The sequence below is a fragment of the Streptomyces sp. NPDC053560 genome (assembly GCF_044544605.1).
Lineage (GTDB): Bacteria > Actinomycetota > Actinomycetes > Streptomycetales > Streptomycetaceae > Streptomyces.
In genome coordinates this window covers 254,320-272,672 of record NZ_JBITXI010000011.1, presented here as the reverse complement: position 1 = coordinate 272,672, position 18,353 = coordinate 254,320, and the positions used below count along the sequence as shown (strand labels likewise).

The following is an 18,353-nucleotide window of genomic DNA, read 5'->3' as shown; positions in this document are numbered from 1 at the left end:
CAGCTCCGGGGAACGTCGGGTTCGACAGCTATGAGATAGGGGCGCGATTCGGACATAGAACGCTGATCACAGGTGCAGAAGCATGCGGCTGTTGCCTAGGGTGTTGGGCTTCACTCGTTCGAGACCGAGGAACTCCGCGACACCCTCGTCATAGGAACGCAGCAGCTCGCTGTAGACATCACCGTCGACCGGAGTCTCGCCGATCTCCACGAAGCCGTGCTTGGCGAAGAAGTCGACTTCGAAGGTCAGACAGAAAATACGGCGCACTCCCAGCCAGCTTGCTGTACGGAGCAGCTTGTCCAGGACCTGATGGCCCACTCCGGCGCCCTTGAGCTGCGGGGCCACGGCGAGGGTACGGACCTCCGCGAGGTCTTCCCACATGACGTGCAGTGCGCCGCAGCCCACCACCTCGGCGTCCTCGTCGCGCTCGGCCACCCAGAACTCCTGGATGCTCTCGTAAAGCGTGACGGTCGCTTTGTCGAGCAGGATCCCGTCACGCGAGTAGGAGTCGATGAGGCGGCGTACGGCGGGCACATCAGCGGTCCGGGCCCGGCGGACGGTGACGCCATTCGATAGTGGTGGCATGCAAGGACGCTATCGTTCCGACTCCGGGGGTCCCGCGCCGGGTTCCGAGACTTCCTCGGGCCCTACCGCCTGTACGACGCGCATCGCATCGCGGAGGGCCTGTCGCTGTTCCTGCGACATCATCCCGAAGAAGGCGACGAGGGCGGCGGCGGGGTTGTCGCTGACCGACCACGCTTCGTTCATCAGTGCGGCCGAGTAGGCAGCGCGAGTGGAGACCGCCTCATATCTATAGGCGCGGCCTTCCGCTTCTCGCCGCACCCAGCCCTTCTGGTGAAGGTTGTCCAATACGGTCATCACGGTGGTGTACGCGATCGACCGTTCCTGCTGCAGATCTTCCAGGACTTCCCGAACGGTTACCGGCCGGTTCCACTGCCAGACCCGCGTCATGACGGCATCTTCCAGTTCACCCAAACGTCTCGGCACACGAGAACAATAGTGGGAGATGTCCAGAATGCCGCGTGTTGACAGGGGCGCGGGACCGATTCCTCGCAGAAAAAGGCGTATGGCCCGGGATGCGCTATCCCAGGCCATACGTCGGTATTCGTGAGGCCCGCGGGCCGGGGCGGACCGCCGCGGGTCCGCGCGTGTCTCAGGCGCCGTGTGCCTTCGGCTCCTGGCGGGCGGCCTCGGCGCTCTGGAGCACCGCGTCCACGGCCGCGTCCTCCTTGGCCTTGTTCGCGCCGCCCTGGCTCTTGACGATCGTCACGATGACCCCGGTGAAGGCGACGGCCATCACGACGGGGGGAAGCAGAGCTGACACGTAATCCATGACGAAGGCCTCCTTGTGCGACGAGGCTTCCAGAGTACGCGGCGGGCTCAGGCGGTCCGGGCCGCGGGGGGCGGAGTGGGCCTGCGGCGCGGCGGGAAGACCTCGCCCGGCGTGGGCACGGGCCGGTCGCGGCGGTCGGGCCGCGGTCCCGCAGGGCCGGGCCGGCCGGGCTTCGGGGCCGGCTGCGGCTGCGGCTCCGCCGGGCGCTCCGGTTCGTCGGCCGACCGGCCTCCCGGGAGCGCGCGCAGCGGGGTCCGTACGGAGTGCCCGGCGGCCTGCTCGCAGCGGCGCAGCAGGGCAGTGCGACGGTCCCGCTCGGCCGGGCCGACGGCCAGCGAGCGCAGCACCCGGAGCGCGGCGAGGTCGTCCGGGTCCGGCACATAACCGGCGGCCAGGGCCTCCTGGAGGCGTCCCAGATAGCCGTACGCGGAGCCCGGGAGGGCCTCGCGATGCCGGGCGAGGTCGGCGAGCTGGAAGGCGCGCAGCCGGGCGCCCTCGTGCACCGCCTCGTCCAGTGCCTCGGTGAGCCGGAGGCATTCCTGGACCTCTTCGGTGCGCCGCGGGTCGCGGGACACGGGTACGGAGCCGGCCGGAGCGTGGCCGGGGGCGGGGAGGGGCTGAAGGGCGGTGGCGAGGGCGCGGCGGAGCACGCGCAGTTCGTCCGCGCTGAACGCCATGCCGCCGCGGAATCCGTAAGGCGTGGGCATAGCCCGACTTTAATTACTAAACGGACAAAATCCCCGTTATTTGAAATTCCCGGGTGCGGCGCCCGGGGCGTATGCGCGACGCCCCTTCCAGAGCGCCGCACATACGCGGGGCGTCACTGCCGCCCGACGTTCCGCTCGTACACCAGGCGCAGCCCGATGAGGGTGAGCCAGGGCTCGTGCATGTCGATCGTGGAGGACTCGCCGAGCACCATCGGGGCCAGCCCGCCGGTGGCGATGACCGTCACGTCCTCGGGGTCCTCGGCCAGCTCCCGCGCCATCCGCTGCACGACGCCGTCGACCTGGCCGGCGAAGCCGTAGAGGATGCCGGACTGCATGGCCTCGACGGTGTTCTTGCCGATGATGCTGCGCGGCCGGGCCAGCTCGATCTTGCGCAGCTGCGCGCCCTTGACGCCGAGGGCGTCCACCGAGATCTCGATGCCCGGGGCGATCACGCCGCCGACGTACTCGCCGCGCGCGCTGACCGCGTCGAAGGTCGTGGCCGTACCGAAGTCCACCACCACCGCGGGGCCGCCGTACAGCTCCACGGCCGCGAGCGAGTTGATGATCCGGTCGGCGCCGACCTCCTTGGGGTTGTCCATGAGGATCGGCACGCCGGTCTTCACGCCGGGCTCGACGAGCACCGCCGGCACGTCGCCGTAGTAGCGGCGGGTGACCTCGCGCAGCTCGTGCAGGACCGAGGGGACGGTGGAGCAGATGGAGATGCCCTCGATGCCGTCGCCCAGCTCCTCACCGAGCAGCGGGTGCATGCCCATCAGGCCGTTGAGCAGCACGGCCAGTTCGTCGGCGGTGCGGCGGGCGTCGGTGGAGATCCGCCAGTGCTCGACGATCTCCTCGCCGTCGAAGAGGCCCAACACCGTATGGGTGTTACCCACGTCGATGGTCAGGAGCATGTTCCGCACCGCCTCGGGGTCACGTCGCGCGCGCAGCCGCCGATCGGGGTGGTGGGTGGGGCGACGGGAGGGCGGGTGTTGCCGACGTCGATGGTCAGGAGCATCAGGCCCGCGCCTCCCCGGCGGACTCGGCGGGGGTCTCCTCGCGCAGGTCGAGGCCGATGTCGAGGATCGGCGAGGAGTGGGTGAGGCTGCCGACGGCGAGGTAGTCCACGCCGGTCTCCCCGTAGACGCGTGCGTTGTCGAGGGTGAGGCGGCCGGAGGACTCCAGGAACGCGCGGCCCGCGACCAGTTCCACCGCCTCCCGGGTCTGCTCGGGCGTGAAGTTGTCCAGCAGGATCAGGTCGGCGCCCTCGGCGAGGATCGGCGGGATCTGGTCCAGCCGGTCCACCTCGACCTCGATCGGCACGCCCGGGAACTCGTTCCGTACGGCCTTGAACGCCTCGGCGACGCCGCCCGCCGCCACGACGTGGTTGTCCTTGATGAGCGCCGCGTCCGAGAGGGACATGCGGTGGTTGACGCCGCCACCGCAGCGCACGGCGAACTTCTCCAGCGCGCGGAGCCCCGGCGTCGTCTTCCGGGTGTCGCGCACGCCGGCCTTCGTGCCCTCCAGGGCGTCCGCCCAGGCGCGGGTGGCGGTGGCGATGCCGGAGAGCCGGCAGAGCAGGTTCAGCGCGCTGCGCTCGCCGGTCAGCAGGTCACGGGTGCGGGCGGTGACGGACAGCAGCTTCTGCCCGGCCTCGACGCGGTCGCCGTCCTCGACGTGCCGCTCGACCGCGAACTCGTCGGTGCAGACCACCGAGAGGATGGCCTCGGCGATCCGCAGGCCCGCGACCGTACCGGCGTCGCGTGCGGTGAAGTCGCCCGTGGCGACGGCGTCTTCGGGGATGGTCGCGACGGTGGTGACGTCCACGCCCTGGTCGAGGTCCTCCTCGATGGCCATGTGCGCGATGTCCTCGACCTGTACCGGGTCCAGCCCGGCGTTCACCAGGAGTGCGGCCAGGTCCGGGTCCAGGCCGCACTCCATCGGGTCCAGCTCGAAGCCGTCGCCCGCGCCGCAGCCGCAGCCGTCGCCGCAGCCTCCGGTGTCCGTGCTTTGGCCCGGGGCGCCGATCTGGAGGAGGGGGAGGTCGTCGGGCGTGCTCACGGGTTCGGCTCCGTTTCGGGATGGGTGGCGGGGAAGTCGGCGGAGTCCGTGGCGCGGAATTCCACCGTGTGCGGCGGGCGGAGCGTCACCACGGAGTGGCGCCGCCAGACCTCGTCGTTCCGTTCGGGGTGATCCTCCCGCCAGTGGCAGCCGCGGGTCTCCTCGCGCGCCCGGGCACCGGCGGCCAGGGCACGCGCGACCAGCAGGAGGTTCGTGGCCTCCCATGCTTCCACGCCGGGCTCGGCGGCCTTGTCCTCCCCGGAGGATTCGGCCGAGGCCCTGGAGGCCAGCCGCACGAGGCCCTTGAAGGACTCGGCCATGCTCGTCGCGGAGCGCAGCACTCCGACGCCCTCGGTCATGAGGCGCTGGATCTCGAAGCGCGCCTCGGGCGGGAGCAGCGGTACGGGCGGCCCGTCGGGCAGCCGGGGCTCCCCGGGCCGCGGGAGGGGCCGAGTACCGATGTCGGCGGCGATCCGCTCGGCGAAGACCAGGCCCTCCAGGAGGGAGTTGGAGGCGAGCCGGTTCGCGCCGTGCACACCGGTGCAGGCGACCTCGCCGCACGCGTACAGGCCCGGCACGGTCGTCCGGCCCCGCAGGTCGGTGCGGACGCCGCCGGAGGCGTAGTGCGCGGCGGGCGCCACCGGGATCGGCTGGGTGACCGGGTCGATGCCGTGGCCGCGGCAGGCGGCCAGGATGGTCGGGAAGCGCCGCTCCCACATCTCCGCCCCGAAGTGCCGCGCGTCCAGGTACATGTGCTCGGTGCCCTGCTCCAGGGCGCGGCGCAGGATGCCCTTGGCGACGATGTCGCGCGGCGCCAGTTCGGCCAGCTCGTGCTGCCCCACCATGAAGCGCTCACCGTCGCGGTCCACGAGGTACGCGCCCTCGCCCCGCACCGCCTCGGAGATGAGCGGCTGCTGCCCCTCCGCTTCCGGGCCCAGGTAGAGCACGGTCGGGTGGAACTGCACGAACTCCAGGTCGGAGACCTCGGCGCCGGCCCTCAGGGCCAGCGCGACGCCGTCACCCGTGGAGACGGACGGGTTGGTGGTGGCCGAGAAGACCTGGCCCATGCCGCCGGTGGCGAGCACCACGGCGGGCGCGTGCACGGCGCCCACACCGTCGTGCTGGCCCTCGCCCATCACGTGCAGGGTGACGCCCGCCGTTCGGCCCTCGGCGTCCGTGAGCAGGTCCAGGACGAGCGCGTTCTCGATGGTGCGCAGTCCCGCCCGTCGCCCACCCCCGCCCTTGCCGGAGAGCGCTTCGCGCTCGCCCCTTCCGAGGGAACGCACCGCCTCGACCAGTGCGCGGGAGATCTCCGCGCCGGTGGCGTCGCCGCCCGCGTGCGCGATCCGGCGCCGGTGGTGGCCGCCCTCGCGGGCCAGCGCGATTCCCTCGCCGTCCTCGCCCGCGTCGAAGCGCGCGCCGGCGGCGATCAGGCGGCGCACCGCGCCCGGGCCTTCGGTGACCAGCGTCCGTACGGCTTCCTCGTCGCAGAGCCCGGCGCCCGCCACGAGGGTGTCGTCCAGGTGCTGTTCCGGGGTGTCGCCCTCGCCGAGGGCCGCGGCTATGCCGCCCTGTGCCCAGCGTGTGGAGCCGTCGTCCAGCCGGGCCTTGGTGACCACGACCGTACGGTGGCCGGCCGCCGCGCAGCGCAGTGCGGCGGTCAGCCCGGCGACGCCGGAGCCGACCACGACGACGTCCGCGTCGATGGCCCAGCCGGGCGCGGGGGCGTCGAGACGTATGCCGGGCCCGGTCACCCCGGTCATCGGGGCGCTCCTGCGGTCATCGTGGCTCTCCTGCTGACGGGGGTCCGCTCTGCGGCACGGCGGGCCCGAAAGTGAGGCGGATGTTGTCTATCAGGCGGGTGGTACCGACCCGGGCGGCCACGGCGAGCACCGCCTCGCCTTCGTACCCGCCCTTGTACGGCCCGTCCTCCGGAGCGCGCTCCGTGTCCGGGATCGGCGTGAAGGTGCCCGGGTCGACCAGCGCCAGGTAGTCCAGCTCCAGCGGCGGGTCGAGGCGGGCCGCGTCCGCCAGGACGGCGTGGGCGGCCGCACGGGCCACCGCCGGGCCCTGCGGGGTGTCGGCGGACGCCGCGTACGCGAGGGCGTGCGCGTCGGCCGCCGCCCGGTCCTCGCCCATGGCGGCCAGGCCTGCGGCGCGCGCTTCGGAGTGGCTGCCGGCGCCGGCCCTGGCGCGCAGCGTCTCCTCGGCGGCCAGCCGGTCGCGGGCCGCGAACAGCGCCCGGGAGAGGGCCAGCGCGGTCCTGCGCTCGGTGGCGGAGAGGTAGCGGTTGCGGCTGGAGAGCGCCAGGCCGTCGTCCTCGCGCACGGTCTCCACGCCGACGATCCGCACGGGGAAGTTCAGGTCGCGTGCCATGCGCGTCACGATGGCGAGCTGCTGGGCGTCCTTCTGTCCGAAGAACGCCGCGTCCGGCGCCGTGAGGTGCAGCAGCTTGGCGACCACGGTGGCCATGCCGTCGAAGTGCCCCGGGCGCGAGGCACCCTCCAGCACATCGCCCATGGGGCCCGCGGCGATCCGCACCTGTGGCTCGCCGCCCGGGTAGACCTCCTCGACCGACGGCGCGAAGACCACGTCGGCACCGGCCTCGCCGGCGATCATGATGTCGGCGTCCAGCGTGCGCGGGTAGCGGTCCAGGTCCTCGCCCGCCCCGAACTGCAGCGGGTTCACGAAGACGGTGACCACGACCTGCCCCTCGGGGCCGACATGGGCGCGCGCCGTACGGATCAGCGTCGCGTGGCCCTCGTGCAGCGCGCCCATGGTCATCACGACGGCGCGGCGGCCGCGGCGCGGCAGGGCGCGCAGCTCGGCGGCGGTGCCCACCAGCCGGGGACCGGCCGCGGCGGGAGCGGGTGCCGTCGGCAGGACGTGGGCCTCCGTACCGGCGGGGTGGTGTGCCGTGGTGTTCATCGGGTGCCTCCCTCCGTGCGGTCCGCGACATCGGAGAGCACGCCGAGCAGGTCCTCGGCGAGCTCCGGCTTGAGCAGGCCCTGCGCGAGCGCCCGGTCCGCCGTCGTACGGGCCATGGCGAGGTAACCGGAGACCGCCTGCGGGGAGTGCTTGCGCAACTCGGTGACGTGCGCGGCGACCGTACCGGCGTCGCCGCGGGCGACCGGGCCGGTCAGCGCCGCGTCACCGGAGCGCAGGGCGTTGTCCAGGGCGGCGCCGAGCAGCGGGCCGAGCATCCGGTCCGGGGCCTCGACACCGGCCTTGCCCAGCAGCTCCAGGGACTGCGCGACCAGGGTGACGAGGTGGTTCGCGCCCATGGCCAGGGCCGCGTGGTACAGCGGCCGGGCGGCCTCCTCGATCCACTCCGGCTCGCCGCCCATCTCGATGACCAGCGCCTCGGCGGCCATCCGGAGCTGCTCGGGCGCGGTGACCCCGAAGGAGCAGCCGGCCAGCCGCTGGACGTCGACGGACGTGCCGGTGAACGTCATCGCGGGGTGCAGTGCCAGCGGCAGCGCACCGGCTCGGGTGGCCTCGTCCAGTACACCGGCGCCGAACCGCCCCGAGGTGTGCACGAGCAGCTGTCCGGGCCGTACGGCGCCGGTCTCGGCGAGGCCGGCGACCAGGCCGGGCAGCGCGTCGTCGGGGACCGTCAGCAGCACCAGGTCGGCGCGTGCGAGGACCTCCTCCGACGGCACGAGCGGCACGTCGGGCAGGAGCGCGGCGGCGCGCCGCCTGGAGGCGTCGGAGACGCCCGAGACGGCGACCGGACGGTGCCCGGCGAGCTGCAGTGCCGCGGCGAGCGCGGGCCCTACGCGGCCGGCCCCGACGACGCCGACGGTGAGCCGGGCGGGGCGGTCCTGGGCTTCTGTCGAGGGGATGTCATTCACGCGGCGATGGCCTTCCGTTCCAGTCCGCGGGGGGTACCGGACGTTTCCTGGTCATGCTACGCGGTGTTCCCTGCGGGCCCGAGGGGCGGCGGACAGGTGAGACGGGCGTCTCGTGATCGCGCAAAAGACAGTCGCCGCCAGGGGGACGGTACGGGATGATCGGTGCCCTGTACGGGCAGTGCGCGGGCGAGGCCGGGAGGCGGGCAGCGGATGACCGACCAGGAAGAGCGGACGCGGCGGCTGGCGGCATGGCGCGGCTGCGAGCGGATGCTGACGCGCAGCGTCACCGACGACTCCCTCGCCGAGCGGTTGCGGCGCCTCACGGCGGAGGGCGCCGAGAGCCACGACCTGGACGGCCCCGTCGACTTCTACGCCGACGAGGAGGGCATCGTCGGCGTCCTGGAGCGCCGCGCGGCGGAACTGCTGGGCACCGAGGACGCGGCGTTCTTCCCCACCGGCACGATGGCGCAGCAGGTCGCGCTGCGCTGCTGGGCGGGGCGCACGGGCAACGCCACGGTGGCCGGGCACCCGCTCTCCCACCTGGAGCTGCACGAGCGGGACGCGTACGCCGTGGTCAGCGGGTTGCGGATGATCCATCCGACGCGGGAGCCGCGGCTGCCGACCGCCGAGGAGGTGCGCGCCCTGGACGAGCCCTTCGGGACGCTCGCGCTGGAGTTGCCGCTACGGGACGCCGGGCTCGTGCTGCCTTCGTGGGACGAGCTGGTCGCCGTGGTGGACGCGGCACGGCAGCGGGACGCGGTGGTGCACTTCGACGGGGCGCGGCTGTGGGAGTCGGCACCGCACTTCGGGCGGCCGCTCCGGGAGATCGCGGGGCTTGCCGACAGCGTGTACGTGTCGTTCTACAAGTCGCTCGGCGGGATATCGGGGGCCGCGCTGGCCGGCGCCGAGGACTTCGTGGCCGAGGCGCGGGCGTGGCGGCACCGGTACGGCGGGCTGCCCTTCCAGCAGTGGCCGGCCGCGCTCGCCGCGCTCGCGGGGCTGGACCGGGAACTGCCCCGGCTCCCGGAGTACGTCGCCCACGCGAAGGTCGTCGTGAGGGCACTGAACGAGGGCCTGGCGGAGCACGGCGTGCCGTGGTTCCGGGTGCACCCGGACCCGCCGCACACCCACGACTTCCAGGTGTGGCTGCCGTACTCCCCCGAAGTGCTGGACGAGGCGGGCCTGCGGCTGGCCGAGGAGACCCGTACGGCGCTCTTCCGCCGCTGGCGGGACGGGGGCGTACCGGGCCTGGCCGTCACCGAGGTGCACGTGGCCTCATCCGCACTGAGCTGGACTGCCGCCGATGTGCGGGACGTTCTCGCGGACTTCATCGCCCGGGTGCGGACGGTGGCCGACGGGGGCTGAGCCGGCCGTGCGGGGGCCCATGAGGCTCCGTACGGCGCGCCGGAGCCGGGCCGGCAGGCGGTCGGCGGGCGCGGTGACGACGGCTTCGAAGCGCCGCCAGTCCCGCACCTCGCGCAATGCCCGTACGTCGCCGGTGCCCGGCAACGGCGGTGCGGCCTCTCCCCGTTGCGCGGCGCGGTAGGCATCGATCATGTGCTGCTGCATCGCGTTCATGTCCTCAACGGTGGGCGGCCGGCGCCGGCGGAGGCACGTGGATTGACGGGAGCCGTCAACCGTCGTCCGCGATGCTCCGCAGGTCACGCATGATGGTCGTACGGGGCCGGGGGACGGCGCGTACGAAGCGGGGAGGACGCATGGGCATCCAGATCGACATCACCGGCCTGCCGGAGGAACGCATCGTCTTCGCCCCCTCCCCCCTCGCGGAGCTCGGCACCGCCCTGCACGCGCTGACCGAGCCGGGCCACCACCCGGGGCTGCACGGCTGGACGACGGCGACCTGCGCCGCGCTCAAGCCGGACCTGGCGGACCGGCTGCACGAGGCGGACTTCCTGTGGGGCCCGACGTTCTCCGACATCTCACTGCCGTTCGCCGCGCTCGCCGACACCCAGGGACTGCCCGGCGCGACGCTCGCCGAGGACCTGGACCTGCTCGACCGGCTGGACGACGAGCTGTACGTCGCCGCGGCACTGGAGATCTCCTGCGCCAGCCTCTACAGCCGCGGCGGCCCGTCCCCGCTGGTCGACGCCGAGGCACGGGAACAGGCGCTGGAGCGGGCGATGGCGCGCGGGCCGCGCCAGGCGGAGTTCGCCCGGCGGCTGCTGGCCGATCCGCCCGCCGTACGGGCCTGGCTGCGCCGCTTCTTCGAGGACTGCGACGCGGCGTTCTTCGGGGACGTATGGGAACGGGTCCGCGTGGAACTGGCGGCCGACGCGCGGCACAAGGCGGAGGTGCTGCGCCACAAGGGACTGGCCGACGCGCTGTCCGAGGTGTCCGCCGCCCTCTCCCTGGACGAGGAGCAGCGCCGCATCACGGTGGACAAGCTCAGCAACGGACGCGCCACCGCCGTGAATCCCGCGGTCGGCGCCGGCCTGACGTTCGTGCCGTCGACCTTGGGCTGGCCGCACCTGATGGTGCTGCACGCGCCGGGCTGGCGGCCGGTGGTCCACTACCCGGTGGCCAGGCCCGAGCTGTCCGGCACGGCCTCCGTGGAGCTGCTCCAGCAGCGCCTGGAGGCGCTGGCCCACCCGATGCGTGTCCGGATCTGCCGCAACCTCGCCAGGACCGCGTTCACCACCGGGGAGCTGGCCTCCGAGCACGGCATCACCGCGCCCGAGGTCTCCCGGCACCTGGCCATCCTGAAGAAGGCGGGCCTGATCCGGACCCGGCGCCGCGGCCGGTACGTGCTGCACCAGCTGGACCTCCCGGTCGTCGCCCGGCTCGGCAGCGACTTCCTGGAGGGCGTACTGCGCTGACCGGCCGCGGCCTCCGAAGCGCCGCGGCCGCCTGCGCTCAGGAGGCGTCGCGCTTGCGTACCCGCTCCCGGAGAGCGGCGCGCCACTCCCCGACGACCTCTTCGGGGTCGAGCGGCCCGATACCCAGCGGCGGCCCCGGAGGCGGGTTCTTCAGGGCTTCCCGGATCCTGGTGTTGATGTCCGCGACGATCCGCCGCACCTCGCGCTCGGACGGGGCGGCGCGCGCCGCGGCCCGCACGTCCTCGGCCTCCTTGCGCAGCGCGAGCGTGGGCGGGAGGTAGGACACGCCCTCCCGCGCCATCTTGTCCCGCACCCACCACAGCTCGTCGTACGGCTTGTTCAGGCCCGTGAGGGGCCTCCCGGCACCGGGCAGGTCGTCGAACTCGCCCCGCTCGGCGGCTTCCCTGATCTGCCGGTCGACCCAGGTCTCGAAGCTGACGCCCGGCGGCTTGCGGTCGGTCACGGTGCGCTCCCTGGAAGGTAGGAGACAGCGGTCCTTCTATGATGCGCCGCCGCCCGCCCGTACCAGGCCCGTTTCGTAGGCCAGCACGACTGCCTGCACACGGTCGCGCAGTTCGAGCTTGGTGAGGATGCGGCCCACGTGCGTCTTGACCGTGGCTTCGGAGAGGACGAGACGCGCGGCGATCTCCCCGTTGGACAGGCCCTGCGCCACGAGGAGCAGCACCTCGCGCTCCCGTTCGGTGAGCCGGCCCAGCTCCGGGCGGCCCTCCTGCGGCGTGGCCGACGGCAGCATCGGCGTGAAACGGTCCAGCAGCCGGCGGGTGGTGGAGGGCGCGACGACCGCGTCGCCGCTGTGCACGGCGCGGATCGCCGCCAGCAGCTCGTCCGGCGGGACGTCCTTGAGCATGAAGCCGCTGGCCCCGGCCTTGAGCGCGGAGAAGGCGTACTCGTCCAGGTCGAAGGTGGTCAGGATGAGCACCTTGGGCGCGTCCTCCACCGTGCCGTTCCCGCAGATCCGCCGGGTGGTCTCCACGCCGTCCAGGTTCGGCATCCGGACGTCCATCAGGATCACGTCGACCCCGGTCGTGCGCAGCGCCTCCAGGGCGGCCACCCCGTCGCCCGCCTCGGCGACGACCTCCATGTCCGGCTGGGCGGCGAGCACCATCCGGAAGCCGGTACGCAGCAACACCTGGTCGTCGACGAGCATCACGCGGATGGTCATGGCAGGGATCCGTTCTTCGGGGCTTCGGTCAACAAGAGGACGCGCCGGCCGGCGCGTCCGTAGTGGCGCGCCCGTCAGCGCACCGGAGCGAGCGGCAGCACGGCACTGATACGGAAGCCGCCGCCCGGCCGCGGCCCCGCGTCCAGACTGCCGCCGACCATACCGACGCGCTCCCGCATGCCGATCAGGCCGTGGCCCAGCCCGTCGGCGCCGCCGTCCTCGTACAGCTCGTGCTGCGCGCCGCGTCCGTCGTCCTCGACGAGCAGTTCGAGGTTCTGCTCCCCGTAGACGATGCTGACCGTCGCGCCGACGCCGGGGCCGCCGTGTTTGCGGGTGTTGGTCAGTGCCTCCTGGACGATGCGGTACGCGGTCAGCTCCACGCCGCTGGGCAGCGGCCGCTCCTCGCCGTGGACCGTGAACTCCACGGACAGGCCCGCGCCGCGCACCTGCTCCACGAGGTCGGCGAGCTGCTCGACGCCGGGCTGCGGCACGTACTCGCCGCCCTCGGCGCCCTCGCCGGTCCGCAGCACGCCCAGCAGGCGGCGCATCTCGGCGAGCGCCTGCCGGCCGGTGCCGGAGATGGTCTCCAGCGCCTGCCGGGCCTGGTCGGGGGCGGATTTGAGAACGTAGGCGGCGCCGTCGGCCTGCACCACCATCACCGACACGTTGTGCGCGACGACGTCGTGCAGCTCCCGGGCGATGCGGGCGCGCTCCGCCGCCACCGCGATCCGCGACTGCGTCTCGCGCTCCTTCTCCAGGCGGGCCGCACGCTCCTCCAGTTGCGCCCAGTAGGCGCGGCGGGTGCGCAACGAGTCGCCCATCACCCAGGCCAGCACGAAGGGCACGGCCAGGAAGACGGTGACGATCACGTCCTGCCAGAGCGTGCTGTACGGGTCGGGCTGGTGCCAGCGGAGCCGGGACAGGAAGGGGGCGAGGACGCCGCCGATCAGCGCGTACCGGGAGGCCCAGCGGACGTTGCCGCACGCGACGGTGTAGATGATCACCAGCATCGCGAAGTCGGCCGGGTTCGGCTCCACGTCGAAGACCATCTGCGCGAGGCCGGCGGCGGTCGCCAGCAGCAGCATCTTCACCGGTGCGCGGCGACGCAGCGCGACCACCGTGCACAGCGACAGGACGACGACCACCGCGACCGCGTACTGGAGGGAGCCCCGGAGCAGGTCCGACATCAGCCACAGCCCGGCGAACCCGAGCAGCAGCAGCGCCCAGAAGGTGTCCACACCTGTCGGGTGCCTGCGGAAGAAGTCGTAGAGACGCTGCACGTAACCCAGCGTAGGCAGCGCGGATAGGTGTACGAGTCAACCGAAGGGGCGATCCTGTGCGCGCTCCGTACTCCCCAAGGTGGATGCCGAGGAGCGCCCGGGCCGCCCGTACGGTGAAGCCGTGACGAACGAGTGGTACGGCTGGCGGGACGCGACGGAACGGGCGCTGTACGGGCCCGGCGGCTTCTACACGCGCGCGGACGGCCCCGGGCCCGCCGGGCACTTCCGCACCTCGGTGCACGCCTCGCGGCTTTACGCGGGCGCCGTGGCGCGGCTGCTGGAGCGCGTGGACGAGGCGCTGGGGCGTCCGGAGCGGCTGGACGTCCTGGACATCGGCGCGGGCCGCGGCGAGCTGCTGAGCGGCGTGCTGGCCGCCCTGGACGCGGCCTCCGGCGAACCGGGGGCCGGCGATCTGCCCGCGCGGCTGCACGCGCACGCCGTCGAGAAGGCGCCCCGCCCCGAAGGGCTGGACCCGCGGATCACCTGGCACGACGAGCTGCCCGCGCCCGGGACGCTCACCGGTCTGGTCTTCGCGAACGAGTGGCTGGACAACGTCCCGGTCGACGTCGCCGAGACGGACTCCGAGGGCGTACCGCGCCACGTACTCGTCCGGCCCGCCGACGGCGCCGAGCGGCTCGGCCCTCCCGTGACGGGCGAGGACGCGGCCTGGCTGGCGGAGTGGTGGCCTTCGGGCAGCGCGGTGGACAGCGCTTCGAAGGACGCAGACGCGGCGGACAGTGCTTCGGAAGCCGGAGACGCGGCGGACGCCGCTTCGGAGGCCGGGGGCGCGGGCCCCGAGGGGCCGGGCACGCGCGCCGAGATCGGACGGTCGCGGGACGCCGCGTGGGCACGCGCGGTGGCGACGCTCCACCGCGGCTTCGCCGTGACCGCGGACTACGCGCACGTACGGGACGCCCGCCCCCCGTACGGCACGCTCACCGGTTTCCGTGACGGCAGCGAGGTGGCCCCCGTACCGGACGGAGGCTGCGACATCACCGCACACGTCGCGCTGGACGCCTGCGCGGCGGCCGGCGGCACCGGGGCGCTGCTGCTCACCCAGCGGGCCGCGCTGCGCGCCCTCGGCGTCGACGGCGGCCGGCCGCCGCTGTCCCTCGCGTCCACCGACCCGGCCGCCTACCTGCGGGCACTCGGCGCGGCCGGCGAGGCCGCCGAGCTGACCGATCCGGGCGGCCTGGGGGCCTTCCAGTGGCTGGTCCAGCCGGTCGGGCTGCCTGCCGGAGCTGTCAGACTGTCCCCATGACGGAGACGATGGTCGGTATTGGCGGTGCGGCGGAGAGCACGGACATGGTGCTCAACATCGGGCCCCAGCACCCCTCCACGCACGGAGTGCTGCGGCTGCGCCTGGTACTGGACGGCGAGCGCATCAGCCATGCCGAACCAGTGATCGGTTACATGCACCGGGGCGCCGAGAAGCTCTTCGAAGCGCGCGACTACCGCCAGATCATCGTGCTCGCCAACCGCCACGACTGGCTGTCGGCGTTCTCCAACGAGCTCGGCGTCGTGATGGCCGTCGAACGGATGCTCGGCATGGAGGTCCCCGAGCGGGCCGTCTGGACCCGTACGCTGCTCGCCGAGCTGAACCGCGTGCTCAACCATCTGATGTTCCTCGGCTCCTACCCCCTGGAGCTGGGCGGGATCACCCCGGTCTTCCACGCCTTCCGCGAGCGCGAAGAGCTGCAGAACGTCATGGAGGAGATCTCCGGCGGCCGGATGCACTACATGTTCAACCGCGTCGGCGGCCTCAAGGAGGACCTGCCGGCCGGCTGGCTCGGCCGTGCCCGCGACGCGGTGGCCGCGGTCCGCTCCCGCATGGACGTCTTCGACCGCCTCGTCCTGGGCAACGAGATCTTCCGCGGCCGGACCCGCGGCGTCGGCGTGCTGACCCCGGAGGCGGTGCATTCGTACGGCGTCTCCGGCCCGATCGGCCGCGCCTCGGGCGTCGACTTCGACCTGCGCCGCGACGAGCCGTACCTGGCCTACGGGGAGCTGCAGGACACCCTGAAGGTCGTCACGCGCTCCGAGGGCGACTGCCTGGCCCGCTTCGAGGTGCTGCTGGAGCAGACCCACAATGCGCTGGACCTGGCCGACGCCTGTCTGGAGCGCATCGCCGAGCTGCCCCCGGGGCCGATCAACCAGCGGCTTCCGAAGGTGCTCAAGGCCCCCGAGGGCGCGACGTACGCCTGGACGGAGAACCCGCTCGGCATCAACGGCTACTACCTGGTCTCCAAGGGCGAGAAGACGCCGTACCGCCTGAAGCTGCGCTCCGCCTCGTTCAACAACATCCAGGCGCTGACGGAGCTGCTGCCCGGCACCCTGGTCGCCGACATGGTCGCGATCCTGGGGTCGCTGTTCTTCGTGGTCGGCGACATCGACAAGTGAGGCGCGCGGGCCGCTGGTGACGCGCGGGGCGCGGTCCGCTGTACGCGGAGTGTCGCCCGGGCCAACACCAACAGGGCGATCCACAGGCTGTGGATAACTTTTCGCCCTCGGGACGGTCGACCAGGACGCCCACCTCTCAGGACGAACGACGACGCCCGCGCCGGTCGGTGACCGGCGCGGGCGTTGCGTTCGCTCTGCCTGCCTGTTGCTGCTGCCGCCGCCGCTTACTGCGCGGCCGCGCTGCGCAGCTCCGCGACGTCGAACTGCTCCGTCTCGTCGTGCGCGGTCAGGTCGATGACCTCACCGGCGGCACGCTCGCCGGACGGGGGCTCCGCGCCGGACGCGGACTCGGCGGCGGTGTCGGACTCGGTGCCGGTACCGGCGTCGGCGTCGGCCGTGGGCTCGTGGGTCCCGGGCTCCGCCCCGGCTCCGGCCTCAGGCCCGTTCTCCGCCGCTGCGGGCTCCTGCCGGGGCTCCGCCTCTCGGGAGGCCTCGGCGGCCTCCTGAGCGGCCGGCGCGGGGCCTTCGAGCGGCTGAGCGGGGCGCGGGGCCGCCGTGGCGCGGGCCGACTGCTCGGCCACCGCCTCGTCGCCCACCACGTCCGCCAGATCCTCCTCCAGCGGCGCCGCGGGGGCCTCCTTCGGCACGGCGACCGTGCCCGAAGCGGAGACCGTGTCCGTACCGGCGGTGTCCGGGGCGGCCGTGCCCGTACCGAAGAAGTCGAAGCCGCCGGTCGCCCGCGAAGCGGGCCGGTGCTGCGGGGCGAGCGGCGCGACCGCCGCTGCCGGCACCGGACGCAGCGCGGGAACGCCCGCGGAGGCCCCGCGGACCTGCGCGGCGGCCCTGGCCTGCTCGGCGGCGCGCTGCCGCTCGGCACGCTCCCGCTCCGCGCGGCGGGCGGCCTCCTGACGGGCGGCCTCCTGCCGTACGGCGCTGTCGTTCAGCCGCAGCAGCGCCTCGTCCGCCTTGCGGAAGTCGACGGCGGTGGGAGCCGGGGCGGGGGCCGCGTGCGCGGGGCCACGGCCCGCCGGGGCCGTGGGGGCGGTGCGGGCCGCGGCACCCGGCGCACCGGGGGCGATGCCGGCCGCGGCCGTACCGTCGGCGACGGGGGCGACCGCCGCGGGGGCGACGGCCGTCAGGCCCGGTACCGGCACCGCGCCGCCCGCGGTCAGCTCGCGGGCCGGGGCGGCGGCATCGATCGCGAGCCGGCGGCGGCCCTCCAGGGCGGTGGCCCGCTCGGTCTCCGCCGTGGCGTACCGGCGCAGCAGCGCGGCGTGCTCGTTGCGCAGCCGGGCCAGCTCCGCGCGCTTGGCGCGCAGCTTCGTCTCCAGAGCGGTCCGGATCTCCCGGCCCTCCTCGACGTCCGTCTCCAGCTCGGCTATGCGCTCCTCGGTCCTCCACTCGTCGCGCACCCGGGCGCGGGTGAGGTCGGCGACCCGCTTGCCGGCCGTACGGTCCCAACGGCGGGCCAGCACGGCGCCGCCGACCGCGGCCACTGCCGCGGCGGCGACCAGGACCCTGAGCACGAGCGCGTCGCCGACCAACCAGGCACCGGCGGCGCAGGCAATTGACGCACCGGCGACCGTCGCGGGGGGAAGAAGCCTGTGCAGGGGTGGGGAATGGCGGTGGCGTCCTCGTGGCATGGCCTGAAATTTACCGTGCGTACGAGGCCGGTGGGGCCCCGCCCGCCAATCCGTTTCCCGCTGGTTACTTCTTGAGCAGGTCCTTCTCCTTCAGATAGGCCTCCGCGACATCCGCCGGCTTGCGCCGGTCGGCATCGACCTGACGGTTCAGCTCGATCAAGTCCTTGGTGGTGAGCACCTTCGTGAGCTTGCCGAGCGCACTCTCCAGCGCGCTGTCCCCGGCGCTCTTGGCATTCACCACCGGCAGCACATTCTCGGCGTTCTGCAGGTGCTTGTCGTCCTTGAGCAGCACCAGTCCGAAGTCGCCGAGCGTGGCGTCCGTCGTGGTCGTCAGCACGAGCTGGTCCGTGCCGTCCTTGACCGCCTGCTTGGCCTGCACCGTGCCCACGCCCTTGGGGTCGATGCCCGTGACGTCTATGCCGTACGTCTTCTTCAGGCCCGGCAGGCAGTACGGCCGCGTCTCGCACTCCTCGCCCGCCGCGAGCTTCACCTTCTCCCCGGACCTGCCGAGGTCGGAGAGGGTCTTCAGCTTGTGCTTCGCGGCGAATTCCTTGGTGACCGCGAAGGCGTTCTGGTCCGTCGCGGAGCCGTGCGGGAGAACCTTCAGTCCGCGCGGCGTGGCGAGCTTCTTGAGTGCCGCGACGGTCTCGTCCGGGTCGTTGGACGCGACCGACTCCGCCTTGGCGCCGTTCTTCTTGGCGTTGAGGAAATCGGCGAGCGTGGAGGCGTATTCCGGAACGACGTCGATCTCGCCCTTCTCCAGGGCGGGTTCGTAGAGCTCGCGATTCTTCAGCGTCTGTACGGACGCCTTGTACCCGGCATTGGAAATGATCTTGGAATAGAGCTCGGCGAGCACCTGCGACTCGGTGAATCCGGCGGAACCGACGACGATCGCGCCCTTCCCGCCCTCGCTCTTGCCGCCCTTTTCCTCCAGGCTCTGGCCGCCGCACGCGGAGAGCCCCGCGGCCAGCGCCAGCACCGTCCCAGCGACGAGGGCCGTCCGCGCGGTACGCGACGTGCTGTTCATCGGTTTCACC

General features: G+C 73.2%; 18 protein-coding genes. 4 read left to right on the top strand and 14 right to left on the bottom strand.

Annotation, left to right across the window (positions count from 1 at the left end; genetic code table 11):
- Positions 1–66 precede the first annotated feature (66 nt).
- From ACIGQF_RS26930 to ACIGQF_RS26890, 9 genes are all read right to left on the bottom strand, one after another.
- Positions 67–585, bottom strand: coding sequence for an amino-acid N-acetyltransferase (locus ACIGQF_RS26930; protein ID WP_361552545.1), 519 nt, complete (start codon positions 583–585; stop codon positions 67–69).
- Positions 586–594: 9 nt separating this feature from the next.
- Positions 595–1,008 carry a BlaI/MecI/CopY family transcriptional regulator gene (locus ACIGQF_RS26925; RefSeq protein ID WP_399715005.1) on the bottom strand — a complete coding sequence of 138 codons (414 nt, stop codon included), beginning with the start codon at positions 1,006–1,008 and terminating at the stop codon, positions 595–597.
- Positions 1,009–1,174: 166 nt separating this feature from the next.
- Entirely contained in the window at positions 1,175–1,354 is a 180-nt protein-coding gene (locus ACIGQF_RS26920) for a hypothetical protein (protein ID WP_361552551.1), read from the bottom strand.
- Positions 1,355–1,401: 47 nt separating this feature from the next.
- Positions 1,402–2,061 (bottom strand): hypothetical protein, encoded by a 660-nt coding sequence (locus tag ACIGQF_RS26915; protein WP_399715001.1) that lies wholly within the window; start codon positions 2,059–2,061, stop codon positions 1,402–1,404.
- A 113-nt stretch (positions 2,062–2,174) separates the two neighbouring features.
- Positions 2,175–2,972 (bottom strand): type III pantothenate kinase, encoded by a 798-nt coding sequence (locus tag ACIGQF_RS26910; RefSeq protein WP_030621709.1) that lies wholly within the window; start codon positions 2,970–2,972, stop codon positions 2,175–2,177.
- Between the two features lie 103 nt (positions 2,973–3,075).
- Positions 3,076–4,119: a carboxylating nicotinate-nucleotide diphosphorylase gene (gene nadC / locus ACIGQF_RS26905; protein WP_399714998.1), complete on the bottom strand. Its 1,044-nt coding sequence runs from the start codon at positions 4,117–4,119 to the stop codon at positions 3,076–3,078.
- Complete coding sequence (locus tag ACIGQF_RS26900; protein ID WP_399714996.1) at positions 4,116–5,882, bottom strand: L-aspartate oxidase; 1,767 nt, start codon at positions 5,880–5,882, stop codon at positions 4,116–4,118. The genes nadC and ACIGQF_RS26900 overlap by 4 nt, the downstream gene beginning before the upstream one ends.
- A gap of 16 nt (positions 5,883–5,898) precedes the next feature.
- A complete protein-coding gene (gene panC / locus ACIGQF_RS26895; RefSeq protein ID WP_399714994.1) occupies positions 5,899–7,047 on the bottom strand; it encodes a pantoate--beta-alanine ligase in 1,149 nt (382 codons plus the stop codon).
- The gene (locus tag ACIGQF_RS26890; protein ID WP_399714991.1) at positions 7,044–7,973 is read right to left on the bottom strand and encodes a Rossmann-like and DUF2520 domain-containing protein; all 930 of its coding nucleotides are present in this window, start codon (positions 7,971–7,973) and stop codon (positions 7,044–7,046) included. Before ACIGQF_RS26890 ends, panC begins: the two co-directional genes overlap by 4 nt.
- 210 nt (positions 7,974–8,183) lie before the next feature.
- Between ACIGQF_RS26890 and ACIGQF_RS26885 the strand changes: the two genes are divergently transcribed.
- Positions 8,184–9,338: a threonine aldolase family protein gene (locus ACIGQF_RS26885; protein WP_399714989.1), complete on the top strand. Its 1,155-nt coding sequence runs from the start codon at positions 8,184–8,186 to the stop codon at positions 9,336–9,338.
- A gap of 359 nt (positions 9,339–9,697) precedes the next feature.
- On the top strand, positions 9,698–10,810 hold the full coding sequence (locus ACIGQF_RS26880) for a DUF5937 family protein (protein ID WP_399715125.1): 1,113 nt from the start codon (positions 9,698–9,700) through the stop codon (positions 10,808–10,810).
- A 37-nt stretch (positions 10,811–10,847) separates the two neighbouring features.
- Here the strand turns inward: ACIGQF_RS26880 and ACIGQF_RS26875 are convergent, their stop codons facing one another.
- The 3 genes from ACIGQF_RS26875 to ACIGQF_RS26865 form a co-directional block, all read right to left on the bottom strand.
- A complete protein-coding gene (locus ACIGQF_RS26875; protein ID WP_399714986.1) occupies positions 10,848–11,273 on the bottom strand; it encodes a DUF1992 domain-containing protein in 426 nt (141 codons plus the stop codon).
- A 36-nt stretch (positions 11,274–11,309) separates the two neighbouring features.
- A complete protein-coding gene (locus ACIGQF_RS26870; RefSeq protein WP_399714984.1) occupies positions 11,310–11,993 on the bottom strand; it encodes a response regulator in 684 nt (227 codons plus the stop codon).
- Between the two features lie 74 nt (positions 11,994–12,067).
- On the bottom strand, positions 12,068–13,273 hold the full coding sequence (locus tag ACIGQF_RS26865; protein ID WP_399714981.1) for a sensor histidine kinase: 1,206 nt from the start codon (positions 13,271–13,273) through the stop codon (positions 12,068–12,070).
- A gap of 121 nt (positions 13,274–13,394) precedes the next feature.
- On the opposite strand from ACIGQF_RS26865, the gene ACIGQF_RS26860 reads away from it, so the two are divergent.
- Together ACIGQF_RS26860 and ACIGQF_RS26855 are read left to right on the top strand one after the other, a co-directional pair.
- Entirely contained in the window at positions 13,395–14,534 is a 1,140-nt protein-coding gene (locus ACIGQF_RS26860; protein WP_399714978.1) for an SAM-dependent methyltransferase, read from the top strand.
- Positions 14,531–15,673 carry an NADH-quinone oxidoreductase subunit D gene (locus ACIGQF_RS26855; RefSeq protein WP_399714975.1) on the top strand — a complete coding sequence of 381 codons (1,143 nt, stop codon included), beginning with the start codon at positions 14,531–14,533 and terminating at the stop codon, positions 15,671–15,673. Before ACIGQF_RS26860 ends, ACIGQF_RS26855 begins: the two co-directional genes overlap by 4 nt.
- A 224-nt stretch (positions 15,674–15,897) precedes the next feature.
- On the opposite strand, the gene ACIGQF_RS26850 is transcribed toward ACIGQF_RS26855, so the two are convergent.
- Both ACIGQF_RS26850 and ACIGQF_RS26845 read right to left on the bottom strand, forming a co-directional pair.
- Positions 15,898–17,217, bottom strand: a complete 1,320-nt coding sequence (locus tag ACIGQF_RS26850) for a hypothetical protein (RefSeq protein ID WP_399714973.1) — start codon at positions 17,215–17,217, stop codon at positions 15,898–15,900.
- A gap of 163 nt (positions 17,218–17,380) precedes the next feature.
- A complete protein-coding gene (locus ACIGQF_RS26845; RefSeq protein WP_399714970.1) occupies positions 17,381–18,343 on the bottom strand; it encodes an ABC transporter substrate-binding protein in 963 nt (320 codons plus the stop codon).
- Positions 18,344–18,353: the final 10 nt, after the last annotated feature.

Bases quoted from the DNA above. Each gene is read 5' to 3' on its own strand.
- ACIGQF_RS26930 (WP_361552545.1), bottom strand. From the start codon at position 585: ATGCCACCACTATCGAATGGCGTCACCGTCCGCCGGGCCCGGACCGCT.
- ACIGQF_RS26920 (WP_361552551.1), bottom strand. From the start codon at position 1,354: ATGGATTACGTGTCAGCTCTGCTTCCCCCCGTCGTGATGGCCGTCGCC.
- ACIGQF_RS26915 (WP_399715001.1), bottom strand. From the start codon at position 2,061: ATGCCCACGCCTTACGGATTCCGCGGCGGCATGGCGTTCAGCGCGGAC.
- ACIGQF_RS26910 (WP_030621709.1), bottom strand. From the start codon at position 2,972: ATGCTCCTGACCATCGACGTGGGTAACACCCATACGGTGTTGGGCCTC.
- ACIGQF_RS26900 (WP_399714996.1), bottom strand. From the start codon at position 5,882: ATGACCGGGGTGACCGGGCCCGGCATACGTCTCGACGCCCCCGCGCCC.
- panC (WP_399714994.1), bottom strand. From the start codon at position 7,047: ATGAACACCACGGCACACCACCCCGCCGGTACGGAGGCCCACGTCCTG.
- ACIGQF_RS26885 (WP_399714989.1), top strand. From the start codon at position 8,184: ATGACCGACCAGGAAGAGCGGACGCGGCGGCTGGCGGCATGGCGCGGC.
- ACIGQF_RS26870 (WP_399714984.1), bottom strand. From the start codon at position 11,993: ATGACCATCCGCGTGATGCTCGTCGACGACCAGGTGTTGCTGCGTACC.
- ACIGQF_RS26855 (WP_399714975.1), top strand. From the start codon at position 14,531: ATGACGGAGACGATGGTCGGTATTGGCGGTGCGGCGGAGAGCACGGAC.
- ACIGQF_RS26845 (WP_399714970.1), bottom strand. From the start codon at position 18,343: ATGAACAGCACGTCGCGTACCGCGCGGACGGCCCTCGTCGCTGGGACG.